The sequence below is a fragment of the Kitasatospora sp. NBC_01266 genome (assembly GCF_036242395.1).
Taxonomy (GTDB): domain Bacteria; phylum Actinomycetota; class Actinomycetes; order Streptomycetales; family Streptomycetaceae; genus Kitasatospora.
In genome coordinates, this window is the sequence record NZ_CP108458.1 from 8,335,302 (window position 1) to 8,348,750 (window position 13,449).

Sequence of the window (13,449 nt, forward strand, 5' to 3'; positions counted from 1 at the left end):
CGGACGTGACCCGTCGCACCTGCCGATGGTGCGCGGGAGTTGACGCTGCCTCAACTGCCGCGCCACCGTGCCCGTCACGGCGACGGACGGGCACGGTACGGAGGCCGCCGGTGGGGTCGCCCGGCCGTGCTACTGACCGGTAGGGTGCGGTAGCTCAGCAGTCCCGTCCTGCCGGGGACGGGACCTGTTGTGACGTCTGGACACCAGGGGAGGGTGTGTTGGTCGGACAACGAAGTTCGCGCCGGGCGAGTGCGGCGGTGGACCGTTGAGGGAGTTCGGCGAGATGCTGCTCGAGTGCCGCCGGGTGGCCGGGCTGACCCAGGAGGAGCTCGCCGAGGCGGCCGGCCTGTCCGCCCGGTCGGTCAGGGATCTGGAGCAGGGGCGACGCGGGCGCCCGCAGCGCCGGACGGTGGAGCAGCTGGTGTCGGCGCTGGGCCTGGTGGGAACCGGCGCCGCCGAGCTGCTGGCGGCCGGGCGTCCCGGGCGCCCGGCCGACCGCGGCCGGGAGGGAGCCGTGCTGCTCGACCGGACCGAACAGCTCGCGGTGCTGGAGCGCGCGGCCGACGGGGCACGGGCCGGTCAGGGCGCGGTGGTGCTGGTGTGTGCCGGTGCGGGGATGGGGAAGACCTCGCTGCTGAACGCCTGGGCGGGCGCCGAACAGGCCCGTGGGATGCGGGTGGTGCGGGCCGACAGCGGTGAACTGGAGCAGGACTTCGCCTTCTCGGTGCTGCGGCAGTTGATCGAACCGCTGCTGGCCCGGGCCGATCAGGCCGGGCGGGAGCGCCTGCTGTCGGGCCCGGCGGAGTTGGCCACCTACGCCCTGCGCGTTGACGGCGCCGACGGGGGGCCGGGGCTGTCGCCGGACGCGTCCCTGGGCGTGCTGCACAGCCTCTACTGGCTGATGGTGCACGTCGCCGACGACGGGCCGCTCGCCCTGGTGGTCGACGACGCGCACTGGGCAGACGTGCCGTCGGTGCGCTGGCTGGAGTACCTGGCCCGGCGGATGCGCGGTCTGCCGCTGCTGGTGGTACTGGCCGCACGCCCGGATGCCGGACGCGGGTCGAGCCGCTGCTGGAGCAGATCGGCGCCCAGGCGCACTGCCGGCCCGTGGAGCTGCCGGCCCTGGCCGCCGACAGTGTGGCCGCGCTGGTGCGAACGCGGCTGGGCGGGGACGCCGATCCGCGGTTCGCCGCCGCCTGCGCCGAGGCGACCCGGGGCAATCCCCTGCTGCTGCGCGAGCTGCTGCGGACGCTGGCCGACAACAGGGTCAGGCCGGCCGGCGATCAGGCGTTGGTGGTGGAGGAGTTCCGGGGCCGGATCCTGGCGGGCACTGTGGTCAAGCGCCTGGCGGGCGAGCCGGAGGCGGTCCGCCTGCTGGTCCGCGCCCTGGTGGTGCTGGGGGACGGCACCGGCTGGCCGGTCGCGGCCGAGCTGGCCGGGCTGGGCGAGGCGAGGACCCGGGAGCTCGGCCGCCGGTTGCAGCGGATCGGGGTGCTGGCCCCCGGTGACCCGGCGCGGTTCGAGCATCCCCTGGTCCGCGCCGCGATCGCCGAAGCCCTCTGCGGGCCGGTGGAGTTGGCCGACGGACATGCCCAGGCGGCCGAACTGCTCCGGCGCGAGGGGGTGTCCGAAGCGGTGGTGGCGGCTCATCTGCTGCTGGCTGAACCGAACGGTGAGGCCTGGCGGGTGGACGTCCTGCGGGAGGCGGCGCGGGCCACCCGCGGCCGGGGGGCACCGGAGGTCACCGTGACCTATCTGCGCCGCGCCTTGCGCGAACCGATGTCGGTCAAAGAACGCGGCCCGCTGCTGCTGGAGTTGGGCGCGGACGAGTTACAGGTCGACGTCGGTGCGGCCCGGCACCGCCTGGCGCGGGCCGCGGACGCGCTGACCGACCCGTACTCCCGGGCCCAGGCGGCCCACCTGCTCGCCCACGCGCTGTTCCTCGGGCAGCAGCACGAGGACGCCGTCGACGTGCTCGCCCGCGCGGTGGAGGACCTGCGGGAGGCGGAGGACGGCAGCGGGATCGCCCGCGAGGTGTCGTGGTACCTGCAGGCCCAGATGCTGCTGATCGGCTACGACCAGCTGTCCACCCTCCCCGCCGCCCGGTTGCGGGCCCGGCGACTGCGCGACCACGCACTGGCCGGTGACACCCCTGGGGAGTGCGCGATGCTCGCCGCGCTGTCCGTCTCCGCCCTCAGCGGCGAGGCCGGCGCCGCCGTCGCCGATGACCTCATGGACCGGGCGCTGCGCGGCGGGTTGGCGGGCACGGACCAGACGCAGATGCTGCTGAGCCTGGCCGGGCTGGCCTTCGTGGCCACCGATCGGCTCGACGACGCGGCGGCGCGGTTCGACCAGATCGCCGACGTGGCCGGGCGCTGGGGTTCCTTCCTCATGGTGTCGGCGGCGCTGACCTGGCAGGTGTCGATCAGCCGCCACCGGGGTCGACAGCTCGCGCTCACCCCGGAGTTCGGGCACCCGGCGATGTCCGACGAGGACATGGAGCTCCGGGTCCGGGCAGCCATGATGACCCAGGTGGGCGAGTCGATGATCGAGCGCGGCGACCTGGCCGGGGCCGCGCGGGCACTGGCCCCAGACGCCGACAGCGACCGGGTGGGTTGGGCGTGGCAGGGCCCGATGCTCCTCGTCCGCAGCCGGGCGCACGCCGAGCGGGGCGATCCGGCCGCCGCGCTCGCGGTCCTGCTGGAGTACGGCGCGCAGGAGCGGTGGGCTCAGGTCACCAACCTCGCCCTGGCGCCCTGGCGGTCGCAGGCGGCCCTCGCCCACCTGGCACTGGGGCAGCGGGCGGACGCACTGCGACTCGCCGCCGAGGAGTTGGAGCTGGCGCACCGCTGGGGCACCGAGCGGTCCATCGGGGTGGCGTCGCGCTGCCTGGGCGTCGTGACGGGCGGGGCCGAAGGGGCCGCCCTCCTGCGCGAAGCCGTCGGCGTGCTGAAGCGGTCCCCGGCCCACCTCGAGCTGGCCCGGGCGCGGTACGACCTGGGGATCGCCCTGGCGCGCACCGGCGAGGCCGATCGCGCCCGGCAGAGCCTCGCCCAGGCGCTGGACCGCGCGCAGGCCTGCGGCAGCGTCCTGCTGGCCGGCCGGGCGCGTCGGGCGTTGACCGAGCTGGGCGTGCGCCCCCGCCCGGTGCCACCGCCCGCCCCCCAGCCTGTCGATGACCGAGCACCGCGTGCTGGAGCTGGTCGGCGCCGGCCACAGCGACCGGCAGATCGCCCAGGCCCTGCTGCTGACCCCGCAGGACGTGACCGTGCTGATCGGCCGGGTGGCCCGCACCCTGGGTGTCACCGGCCGGGCCGACCTGGCCGGCCGCGGGCAGGGCATCGCACCCGCGAGCCCGCCGTGACCGCGGGACGACGGCCACGTCGCACGGGTCGGCCCGTCCGCGCCGGGTGCCGTCGCCTCGTGTCGCACCACGTGTCGCACCACGTGTCGCAGGACCGGCCGCCGGCGGCGGGCCCGCACCGGGTCGGCTCCGCCGGCCAGGGCCCCGAGCTTGCGGGCGCGGCCCAGGAGGGAGACGGTGTTGCCTGCCGCCGCGGCCAGTGCTTGATCGCCGCCGCCGTCGTGTGCGTCCTCCAGGCGCACGTCCAGGTACTCGCCCGCGATCCGCCCCGTCAGACGATCAAGACCGCGGACACCCGCCCACGACCAGCACGAGTAGGAGCAACTCGGCGCCACGCCGGTCGAGTTCGAGATATCCCAGCTCGTCGACGCACAAAAGGTCGACGCGCCCGTAGCGGGTGATCGTCTTGGTCGGCTGCTTCTCGTCGGCGGCCTCCACGAGCCCGTTGACGAGCTTGGCCGCGAGCACGTACTTGACCTGGAAGCCGGCCATCGCGGCAGCCGAGCGAGGGCGATCGGCAGGTGGGACTTTCCGGTCCCGGAGTCCCCGATCAGGCAGAGGGGTTCGCCCTTGCGGATCCGTTCGCAGCCGGCGAGGTTGTTGATCTGGGCCTGGTTGACGTTCGGATTGGCGGAGTAGTCGAAGTCCGACAACCACTTCGGCCGGGGAAAGCCGGCCGTCTGCGGGCGCCGCTCGGATCGGCGGCGGTCCCGTTCCTCGCACTCGGTCATCAGCAGCTCGGCCAGCAGGCCGCGGTAGGTGAGCTGATCGCGGTAGGTGAGCTGATCGGGCTCGGCTCGTCGGATGATCTCCTGGTAGTGCGCGAGCACGGTCGGCAGTCGAAGGACCCGGCAGGCGGTGTCGATGCCCGCGTCGGCGGCCTGCTCACGGATGTCGCACAATCGGCCCTGACCCGAGCCGGTGTACGCCTTCAGGAGCGGAGCGTGGCGCGGTAGGCGCTGGGAGGCATGCCGTGGTGGCGTTTGAATGCGGTGCTGAAGGCGAATGCGTCGGTGTATCCGACGCGTTGGCCGACCGTGGTGATGGGGGTGGTGGGGTCGTGGAGGAGGTCTGCGGCCAGGGACATGCGCCGGCCGGTGAGGTAGGTCAGGGGTGGCTCGCCGACCAGGGTGGTGAAGCGTCGGGCGAGCGCGGCCCGTGACACGCCTGCGGTGGCGGCGAGTTCGGCGACGGTCCAGGGAAGCTCGGGGCGCTCGTGCAGGGCGTGCAGGGCTGGGCCGACTGTCTTGTCGCCGAGGGCGCGGTACCAGCCGGGTGAGTTGGCGCCGGGGCGGGTGAACCAGGTACGCAGGGTCCGGATGAGGAGCAGGTCGAGCATGCGATCCAGCACGACCTGCTGGCCCGGTTCGTCCACGACGATTTCATCGACGGCCACCGCCAGCAGGGCACGTGGGTTGTCAGCGGCAGGCAGGTGCACCACCTGCGGCAGCGCGCACAGCAACCGGTGCGCGGTCTGGGTCACCGTGGGGTAGAAGCCGGTGAACATCATCATCGGTGCAGCACAGGTCTCCCCGTAGGTGCGCGGGGCGAGCGGGACGGGCTCCGGGACGGGCGTCCCGTGCGGGGTGCTGCAATCGCCGGCGCCGTGGATCAGTACCAGCGGTGCCGTCTCCGGGGCGTCGGCGACGGTGTGCGGGCCGGGGCCACGAGCCAGAACGATGTCGCCGCTGCCCAGACGGATGGGCGTGCTGTCGTCGGGAATGATCCAGCCGGTGCCGCGGAGCATGGCGTGCAGCGTGAGGGGCGGCGGCGACACGTACCGCACCGACCACGGCGGGGCCTCGATGACCTGCCGCAGCACCGAGCCACGCGCGCGAACGGAGTGCAGGAGATCGGCTATGACGTCCACTCCACTGAGCGTAGACGATGACAAAGGAATCAACGCGGATCACCCATGGAACGTCTCCCACTGAGTGGTGTGCATCGTGAAGTTGCAGGTCATGGTTCTGGTGTGCGTCGGCGTCAGGGTGCTCACGCTGGTTGTGGACGTATGACTTCGGCGTAGATCGTCGGTCAGCGGGCGACTTCGCGGTTCGTCAGGACCAGAAGGGCCCGGACCAGCGCGGTCGCCCACTTCGGGTCGGTGCGGACCTTGCCGAGGACGCGCCAGTTCTTCAGGTGTGCGAAGCCGTGTTCGACCGGCGCCCGGACCGCGGCCAGCGCCTTGTTGGACACTTTCTGACCTCGGGTCAGGGGTCGGTTGCGGGCGGCCTTGTAGCCGGTGATCACCGCCGGGTCGGCGTCGGGGTCGCTGTCGTCGAGGCCGACGAAGCCCAGGTCGGCGATCGCGCCGAGGCCGGCCGCGCGCAGATGGGCGGTCAGTTTGTCGTGGCGGCAGGCGGTGATCTCCGAGGTGCGTCCGGGCCGGACCGCGCTCACCCAGACCAGGCGGCCCTTGTCGTCGGTGAGCGCGATCACGAGCAGGCCGTGGCATTTGTGCTTGCCGGAGTAGTTCTTCCGGTTCTCGGTCCCGGTGCGGCGGTGGGTGCGGATCAGAGAACCGTCCAGCAGGGCCACCCCGCCACCCGATCGGGTGATCTTCTTGAGCGCGCGGTCCAGGCGCGGGGCGCGAGCGGCCAGCAGGCCGACGACCTCGCGCACCCACCGGGTCACGGTGGTGCGGTGCACCCCGTTCCCGCCGGCCAGGTCGCCGGGCCGCTGGTCACAGCGCAGCACCGCCAGCACGATGCCGGCGATCCTCCCTGCCGACAGGGCCCGCCACCGCGATCCGATCTTCTTGCAGTGGCCGCGGATCAGGTCGGCGAGCCAGTTCAAGGTGGCACTCGACAGCGGCAGGCGGGCGGTGTAGACAAGACCGTCGGGGCCCTCGACGAGACCGTTGTTTTTCTTCACACCAAACTCAACTGCCGCCGGGGGCCCTCCGGTTACGCCCCTGCGGCGTGCAGGGCCGGGATGGCTACAGCCGTGCGGTGAACTTCCCGTCGCCGCGTTTGTGCAGCCATCCGCGGTCCTCGAGCTTGACCAGTTTCGCCCGCAGCGGCTCCAGCTTCCCGCGCGCCTCCACCGGAAGGCCCAGCTCTTCGCCCACCGCCCGCACCTGCACCGGACCGCCGGCGGCTCGCACGATCGCCAGTATCCGGCGGTAGTCCTCGGGCAGCGCGGTCTCGTCAACGCTGTCGCCACGGTGCGGGACCAGCAGCACCGCACGCCCGCCAACATGCGCTGACGCCGGTGCGACGGCAGCCCGTTCCCCAGCTGTCCGCTCGCTCATCCGCGTCAGGACCCTCTCGGCGACTGCGCGTTCGTCCCGCTCGGCCCGCACCTGGTCCAGCTGCTTGACCAGCTGTTCTTCCAGCTCGTCCAGTTCCGCGCGGCGCGCGGCGATCCGTTCCAGTACCTCGGGGTCCACCATGCCCGGGAGCGTAGGAGCACCGCGGGCTGGAACGGGCCAGAACCCACGAAGACCTCCCTGCCCGATGATCTACACGCCAGACTGCCGCGCATGACCAGCACGAGCACCCGGGCACGGAATCACACCAGGCCCGTGACCTGCCACTTCACGATGCACACCACTCACTGCATTGATTGCCTGGAACGACACAACAGCCAGGCGGCCAGCGGCCGCTGTCGAACGGAAGAGACGCACCATGAGCAGGAGTGACACGGCCAAGGCGCTGCTCCAGAGCTACATCGACACCATCAACGCCAACGACCTCGAAGGACTGCTGTCCCTGTTCGCCGAGGACGTCGTGTGGGAGGACCCCTACGGGACGGAGCCCGTCCACGGCCGCGCCGCGCTCCGTGAGATCTACGCGCCGGTCATCGGCACCTTGCAGCTCACCCTGGACACCCCGATCCGGGGCTCCCACGGCGACAGGGCCGCCATGGCGTTCAGCTTCGAGTGGGTCGTCGACGGCAAACCCGCTCGCGCACGAGCGATCGACCTGATCACCGTCAACGACCAGGGGCTCATCTCCGGCTTCCAGGCTCACTGGGCACCCGACGACACCGAACTGCCCGACGGCACCACCATCGCTTGACGAAGCGGAATCCGCGCCGGCTGCCGATGCCGCCTGCGATCCACTCACACACCGGTTCTGGGTGAAGTCGCAGAGTGTGAACGTGACGTTCGGAGAAGCCCACGATGTCGTTGCCGCAACCGAGTCGCCTTGCTTGCGGTCCGGTGCCGAAACGCCCGGCCTTCGGACGTCTTCGGAGCGTCGGTGAGCCGGAGCACGGTCCTGCGGCACTGCCGAGGGCCCTGGTGCGGCGACAGGGATCGCTGTGCCAGGGCCCTCGGTCGTCCGGGTGTCAGTCGTTCTGGTAGTAGCCGAACATGTCGACGATCAGGTCGCTGGGGCCGTCGGCCGCATTCCAGAAGTCGACGATGCCGTCGGGGCCGCCGGCTGTCTGGACCAGGTTCGGAACCGTCGCACCGGCAGTCCAGTTCAGCGAGGACGACGACGGCTGCCACGGCGGCGAGGCAGCGTTCTGCAGGTACTGCTGCAGCGTGTTCGGGTCGGGTGCGTCACTGAGGTGGCCGGTGGAGGTGGTGTCGGTGACGGTCGTGTTCAGTACGACCGCGCTGATGTCCGGCGCGAGGGGGGATAGTGTCATTGAAGTTCCCCCGTTGATCTGGACAGCTTGATACTGGGACGGTTGAGTCCCGGAGGAAGCAGTCCAGGTAGTGCGTGGCAAGAGCAACATGAGCAAGCGGTACACGGCGGAGTTCAAGCGGGACGCGATCGCGCTCGTCCGGTCCTCGCCCCATCGGAACGTCACCGATATCGCCCGGGAGCTGGGCGTGAGTCCGGAGGGGCTTCGCGGCTGGGTGAAACAGGCGAAGGTCGACCGCGGCGAGGGGGCGCCAGGCGCGCTGACGACGGCGGAGAAGGACGAGCTCCAGCGGCTGCGCAGGGAGAACCGGGAACAGCAGCAGACGATCGAGATCTTGAAAAAAGCCGCGGCCTTCTTCGCGAAGGAGACGATGAAGTAGGCACGTTGTGCCGCTTCATCGACGCGGAGAGGGCTGCCGAGGACAGACCTGACGGCTTCAGTGTCGCGCTGTTGTGCCGGGTTCTGAAGCTCCCGCGCACCAGCTACTACGCCTGGCTCGCCAGTCGGCCGGCCGCCGCCGAGCGGCAGCGGGCAGAAGACGAACTGGCCCAGGAGATAAGGGAGATCCACGCCTCCTCGCGCGGAGCCTACGGCGTCCCGCGCGTGCACGCCGCACTGCGGCGGACGGGCCGTGCGATCAACCGGAAGAAGGTCGAGCGGATCATGCGCGAGCGCGACATCCGGGGTATCATCCGCCGCAGGCGCCGCCACCTGACGAAACAGGACACCAAGGCCGCCCCGGCCCCCGACCTGATCGGCCGCGACTTCACCGCGAAGCGGCCCGGTACGAAGCTCGTCGGCGACATCACATATCTGCCCACGATCGAGGGCTGGTGGTATCTGGCCACGGTCATCGACCTGGCGACCCGCGAGGTGATCGGGTACGCGATGGCCGACCACCACCGCGCCGAACTGGTCACCGACGCCCTGAAAATGGCCGCCGGCCGGGGCGGCCTGAAGCCGGGCTGCATCATGCACACCGACCGCGGCAGCGAGTATACGAGTAGCGAATTCCGCCAGGAGATAAGGAAGTTGAACCTGAGACAGAGTATGGGGCGAACCGGCATATGTTACGATAACGCCGCAGCCGAGAGCTTCTTCGGCTTGCTGAAAGCGGAGATCGGCACCACCGTCTGGGACAGCCGGGAAGCGGCCCGAGCCGACGTCTTCCGCTTCATCGAAGTCGAATACAACCGCACCAGGCTCCGCAGGCACCCCGAGTTCGGGTACCTCACCCCACTCGAAACCCGAGCCAGGCTGCAGCACGACTTCACCCCCGCAGCGTAAGCACCCGCTGTCCAAGATCAGGGGGGAACTTCAGTTCGGGGCGGGCGGCGGTGTGGTGGGCGACCAGGACGGTGCCCAGGGCGGTGGCCGCTCCGCGGACCACGCCGGTGAGTGCGGTGCGCTGCAGGCGCTCGATCTGCTCGGCCGTGAGCTTGTCCTTCCGGGCTTTCTGGTTGTTGAGCCACACTCCCAGCGACAGTCCTTCGCGCCGAGGCCGACGGGCGATCGGTGGCCTCGTGGACCCGTCGCGCTGTCGGGCACGAGCTCAATCGGACGGCGTGCCCGGGGAGCACACGCCGAGCCACTGCTCGGCGCCGTAGTCCTCGAACCGCTCCGCCTCGGTGAACCCCAGCTTCTGCGCGACGCGCATCGAGGCCTCGTTGGCGGTCTGGGTGGAGAGCACCACCAGCTCGCCGGGATGCGCGTCGGCGAACCAATCAAGCGCCGCTGCGCACGCCTCAGTGGCGTACCCGTGTCCCCATGCCTGCGGCAGGAACATGTAGCCGAGCTCAGGCTCCCCGCCCGCTGGACGGATGTGGCCCTTCCGCTCCGGGTCGCGCCGATCGAGCGTGATCATGCCGATCGTTGTTCCGTGGAGCTCGACCACAAAGAAGCCGAAGCGCTGCCCGGGCACCTCGGGCATCGCACGCTCGAGCTCGTCACGCGGTCGGGAGCCGCCGACGTAGGTGCCCACCTCTGGTGAGGCGGACAGGTCGATCAGCGCCGCACGGTCCCGGGCCTCTGACTGGCGGAGCACGAGCCGCTCGGTCTTGATCGGGGCAGGTGGCCAGGCGGCGGGGTGCACTGTGATCTCATCCGACATGGAACGCTCCTGATTCTCTCGGCCACACGGTTCGACCTCGTATGGCCGTTGCGGGCACCGACTTCTGACGTCGTCACACTTCGAGACGCGCTCTGACGTGATGCCAGTTGCGTGCGCCCGGAAAGATCCGCGGGGCAGGAGCCTCAGATGACCGACAGCAGCCGCGGCCGCAGGGGCGCCTCCGACCGGCTGTGCCAGGCCGAGGGGCTGACCAACCTCGGCCCGAGCCCAGATCGCCTGCAGGAGACCGGGGACGGCGCCGTCCGCGACGCACTGGCCCAGACACCCAGACGAAGACCGTTGGGCGAGGGCTCGCACCTGGTACTCGTCGACGCACGGACCCTTGGCGCTGAGTATTCCGCCCCCGGCGGTGACCGTTCCGGGCTTCGCCCTGATCTCTGTTGCCTCACGCCGTGTCGCCCGGCGTCTGCCTCAGGTCCGTGTCACCTCCTCGGGCTCTGACTCACTCACCGATCAGACGGCATCGAGGACGAAGAACAGAAAGCACAGGAACCTCGGCGCGGCCGCGACCTCGGCGGGGAACAGCTTCTCGGCACCTGGCGCAGCCGGCGGTTCACTGATCACGGAAATCCGAAAGCCGGATGCGGTGAAGGCGTCCGTCATAGCGTGCAGCGGCCGGTGCCAGTTCGTCAGGACGGCTTTCTGGCCGGCGAAATCGCAGTCGTAGGACCACTGGACGGTCGCGAAGTAGTCGTTGGCCGGATCCATCATTTTGAAGACCGAAGGATGGTTGACGGACACGATCAACCGACCGCCGGGCTTCAACACGCGCCGCAGCTCCGCCAGCGGCGCCGTCCAGTCCTCCAGGTAGTGGAGCACCAAGGACGCGACGACGTCATCGAAGACACCGTCGGAGAACGGCAGCGGGTCGCCCAGACCCGCACGATGCAGGACGGCCTCGGGCCCGAGCCTCTTGCGGGCCAGCTCCAGCATCCCAGCGCTGGAGTCGAAACCGGTCACGATCGCACCCCGGTCACGCAGCGACGCGAACAGGGGACCGGATCCGCAGCCGACGTCCAAGACCCGCCGCCCGGCCACGTCCCCGGCCAGGTCCAGGATCGCGGGCCGGGCGTAGTAGCCGTTGATGAGATTCGCCTCGGTGCCGGTCTCATACGCCTGCGCGAAGCTGTCGTAGTCGTTCGCCACGGCCTGACTCGCCGGCTCGGCAGAACTCTCAGAGGGCGGTACGCAAGGATTCGCCCGACTTATCCCTGTCGCGGGATTGACCTGCAGGACAGGGCAGTTCGCGGGCCTCCCACTGCCCTCGCGGCCTGGGATCGGGACAGAGGGCTGTCCCAGCCGGGGCTCAGCGGCATACTGCGGTCATGAGTGAGGAATCGGCACGACTGGCGCGAGCCCTCGTCGAGTTCCGTGAGGCCGAAGGCATCTCGGAGCGCGAGCTCGCACGACGTACCTGGCTGAGTCACGCGACCATCAGGACCTTCGAACGCGACCGCGCGGGCCTGCCCACTCCGACCGTGGCCCGAACGTTCGAGGAAGTCCTCGGCTGGGCTCCGGGGAGCATCAAGGCCACGCCGTCCGAGGCGACGGGCCTTGTGTCATCGGCCGATTCGAGCTCAGGCCTCAAGTAGGCGCGCTGGTCAGGCCTGCTTGCCGGACGGCTACGGTCGCGGCAGGGCGAACAGGCCCGGTTCGGGCTCTGCCAGGATGTTGCGCCCGGTCAGGCGCTTGAGCTTCAAACGGACGTTGTTGATGTTGTTCGGAGCCGGGTCCAGGTCCATCGCCTCGCACACGCCCCGCGCGCGCAGCGGACCGTCTGCCTGGGCGAACACCACCATGATTTCCTGGTAGGCCGCCCCGTCCGGCACCTGCGGGGCGGACGCCGACGGCGCGGGCGGGTCCGGGTCGGGCAGCCCCAGCAGCGTCTTGCGGGTGATCCGCACTTCCTCGGCGGCCCGATCGAGCTCGTCCAGCACGGCGATGAGCCGCGTGATCTGCTCGCGGGTCTCTTCGGCCTGCGCGGCGATCTCTCGCTCGCGCTTCTCCAGACGCACCAGCACCGCCCCCAGGGTCAGGTCCCCGCTGGTCACGCGCCGCGCCATGACATCGCGCCGCCGGTCAGCCGACGGGTCATCACGTCGCTTATCGCCCAGTAGACCCGGGACTCGGCCGAGGCGGGGCGGTGCTCGTAGTCACGTACCAGTCGCCGGTGCAGCATCAAGATCCCGTTCGTCTGCTCCACCCGCCACCGGATCGGCTGCGGGACGAACCCGGTCTCGGCAGGGTTGCGTTCGACGATTTCGACGTCGATGCCCACCTGCTTGCCGTGGTCCACAACGGTCTTCTTGAACCCCTGGTCCACCAGGGCCTTCGTCACGGTGTCGCCACTGGCTACTGCGACCTTGTCGAGCAGGGCGGTGCCGAAGGCGTTGTCGTGGACGGAGGCGGCCAGCACGACCACGGCGATCACCAGGCCCAGCACGTCCACGGCAAGGCCCCGCTTGCGGCCGGGCACCTTCTTCGCCACGTCGCGTCCCGTCGTCTTGGCCGGCACCCCGGCCGCCGCGTGCAGGCTCTGGGTGTCGAGCACCACCAGGCTGGGGTCGGCTAATCGGCCCCTCTTCTCGCGGACCTGCCAGCGCAGCAGGTCATGAATGACCTGGTCGGTGCCGTCATTGCGCCACGTGTAGAAGTAGTACTTCACCGCGCCGGCGGGTGGCAGGTCGTGCGGGAGGTAGTCCCACTGGCAGCCGGTCCGGGACTGGTAGAGCAGCGCGTTGACGATCTCCCGCATCTCGTAGCGGCCTTCGTGGCCGCTGACCGAGGGATGCTGGACCTTCCACGAGGTGATCACCGGCTCGATCAGCGCCCAGCGTTCGTCGGACAAGTCGCTCTTGTAGGGCTTGCGGTCGCTCACGCAGTCACCTCAGCACGGCGCCAGCCCCGCGACCTGCCAGAGGTAGCAAGGCCACACGTTCAGGCGACGACAGAACGGACTTAATCTCTCATTCCGCCCACTCAGAAGTGGAAGGCATGCGACTCACCCTCGCATGCCCGGCCCCGCCGTCCTGGGCTTGGGACGGAGCTGTGACAGTTCGGGAAACCACGCTCCTCGTGCCAGGCGTTTGGTTTTCAGTGGGTTCGGCGTCGCTGTCCCCGGGGGTGATCGGGTGGTCTGCCTGGTCAGGTGGGTGTTGCGGGCGGCCTGCGCCGCGGCGGCGTACCCGTGGCGCCGCAGCCGGTCGGGGAGGGCGGCGGCGTCTTCCAGCGCGGTGTGCGGCTCGGTGGTGCGCGGGTGCGGTCGGCCGGTGTCGCGGGCGTAGTCGGCCAGCGGCTCGGCGACCAGCCCGTGGAGCCAGGCGATCCTCGGCTCGGCGTATGGGTCGTCGGACAC

Annotated in this window: 14 protein-coding genes and 2 pseudogenes; 5 read left to right on the plus strand and 11 right to left on the minus strand. The window is 70.5% G+C overall.

Annotated features, from left to right (window positions below; all coding sequences use genetic code 11):
* Window positions 1-283 precede the first annotated feature (283 nt).
* Window positions 284-1,750, plus strand: a complete 1,467-nt coding sequence (locus tag OG403_RS36840) for an AAA family ATPase (protein ID WP_442911035.1) — start codon at window positions 284-286, stop codon at window positions 1,748-1,750.
* Between the two features lie 1,920 nt (window positions 1,751-3,670).
* On the opposite strand, the pseudogene OG403_RS35715 reads toward OG403_RS36840, so the two are convergent.
* The 4 genes and pseudogenes from OG403_RS35715 to OG403_RS35730 all read right to left on the minus strand — a co-directional run.
* Window positions 3,671-4,266 (minus strand): annotated as a pseudogene (locus OG403_RS35715) (ATP-binding protein); the annotation flags it as partial.
* A 29-nt stretch (window positions 4,267-4,295) separates the two neighbouring features.
* The gene (locus OG403_RS35720; protein ID WP_329571878.1) at window positions 4,296-5,234 is read right to left on the minus strand and encodes an AraC family transcriptional regulator; all 939 of its coding nucleotides are present in this window, start codon (window positions 5,232-5,234) and stop codon (window positions 4,296-4,298) included.
* A gap of 164 nt (window positions 5,235-5,398) precedes the next feature.
* Window positions 5,399-6,238, minus strand: coding sequence for a transposase family protein (locus tag OG403_RS35725; protein WP_329568899.1), 840 nt, complete (start codon window positions 6,236-6,238; stop codon window positions 5,399-5,401).
* 64 nt (window positions 6,239-6,302) lie between these two features.
* A complete protein-coding gene (locus OG403_RS35730; RefSeq protein ID WP_329571880.1) occupies window positions 6,303-6,758 on the minus strand; it encodes a hypothetical protein in 456 nt (151 codons plus the stop codon).
* Between the two features lie 235 nt (window positions 6,759-6,993).
* On the opposite strand from OG403_RS35730, the gene OG403_RS35735 reads away from it, so the two are divergent.
* Window positions 6,994-7,386: a nuclear transport factor 2 family protein gene (locus OG403_RS35735; RefSeq protein WP_329571882.1), complete on the plus strand. Its 393-nt coding sequence runs from the start codon at window positions 6,994-6,996 to the stop codon at window positions 7,384-7,386.
* 271 nt (window positions 7,387-7,657) lie between these two features.
* Here OG403_RS35735 and OG403_RS35740 read toward each other — a convergent pair whose 3' ends face one another.
* Window positions 7,658-7,963 carry a hypothetical protein gene (locus tag OG403_RS35740; protein ID WP_329571884.1) on the minus strand — a complete coding sequence of 102 codons (306 nt, stop codon included), beginning with the start codon at window positions 7,961-7,963 and terminating at the stop codon, window positions 7,658-7,660.
* 70 nt (window positions 7,964-8,033) lie between these two features.
* Here OG403_RS35740 and OG403_RS35745 point away from each other — a divergent pair, with 70 nt between their 5' ends.
* Together OG403_RS35745 and OG403_RS35750 are read left to right on the plus strand one after the other, a co-directional pair.
* Complete coding sequence (locus tag OG403_RS35745) at window positions 8,034-8,342, plus strand: transposase (RefSeq protein WP_329571885.1); 309 nt, start codon at window positions 8,034-8,036, stop codon at window positions 8,340-8,342.
* A 5-nt stretch (window positions 8,343-8,347) separates the two neighbouring features.
* Window positions 8,348-9,250: an IS3 family transposase gene (locus OG403_RS35750; RefSeq protein WP_329571887.1), complete on the plus strand. Its 903-nt coding sequence runs from the start codon at window positions 8,348-8,350 to the stop codon at window positions 9,248-9,250.
* Here OG403_RS35750 and OG403_RS35755 read toward each other — a convergent pair.
* The 3 genes and pseudogenes from OG403_RS35755 to OG403_RS35765 all read right to left on the minus strand — a co-directional run.
* Window positions 9,234-9,491 (minus strand): annotated as a pseudogene (locus OG403_RS35755) (helicase associated domain-containing protein); the annotation flags it as partial. The gene OG403_RS35750 and the pseudogene OG403_RS35755 overlap by 17 nt on opposite strands.
* Before the next feature lie 24 nt (window positions 9,492-9,515).
* Complete coding sequence (locus OG403_RS35760) at window positions 9,516-10,073, minus strand: GNAT family N-acetyltransferase (protein WP_329571888.1); 558 nt, start codon at window positions 10,071-10,073, stop codon at window positions 9,516-9,518.
* 474 nt (window positions 10,074-10,547) lie between these two features.
* Window positions 10,548-11,240, minus strand: coding sequence for a class I SAM-dependent methyltransferase (locus OG403_RS35765; protein WP_329571890.1), 693 nt, complete (start codon window positions 11,238-11,240; stop codon window positions 10,548-10,550).
* Between the two features lie 179 nt (window positions 11,241-11,419).
* Here OG403_RS35765 and OG403_RS35770 point away from each other — a divergent pair, with 179 nt between their 5' ends.
* Entirely contained in the window at window positions 11,420-11,686 is a 267-nt protein-coding gene (locus tag OG403_RS35770; protein WP_329562113.1) for a helix-turn-helix domain-containing protein, read from the plus strand.
* A 30-nt stretch (window positions 11,687-11,716) separates the two neighbouring features.
* Here OG403_RS35770 and OG403_RS35775 read toward each other — a convergent pair whose 3' ends face one another.
* From OG403_RS35775 to OG403_RS35785, 3 genes are all read right to left on the minus strand, one after another.
* Window positions 11,717-12,145, minus strand: coding sequence for a hypothetical protein (locus OG403_RS35775; protein ID WP_329562112.1), 429 nt, complete (start codon window positions 12,143-12,145; stop codon window positions 11,717-11,719).
* A complete protein-coding gene (locus OG403_RS35780; protein WP_329562111.1) occupies window positions 12,142-12,972 on the minus strand; it encodes an IS5 family transposase in 831 nt (276 codons plus the stop codon). Before OG403_RS35780 ends, OG403_RS35775 begins: the two co-directional genes overlap by 4 nt.
* Before the next feature lie 123 nt (window positions 12,973-13,095).
* Window positions 13,096-13,449, minus strand: coding sequence for a hypothetical protein (locus OG403_RS35785; protein WP_329571892.1), 354 nt, complete (start codon window positions 13,447-13,449; stop codon window positions 13,096-13,098).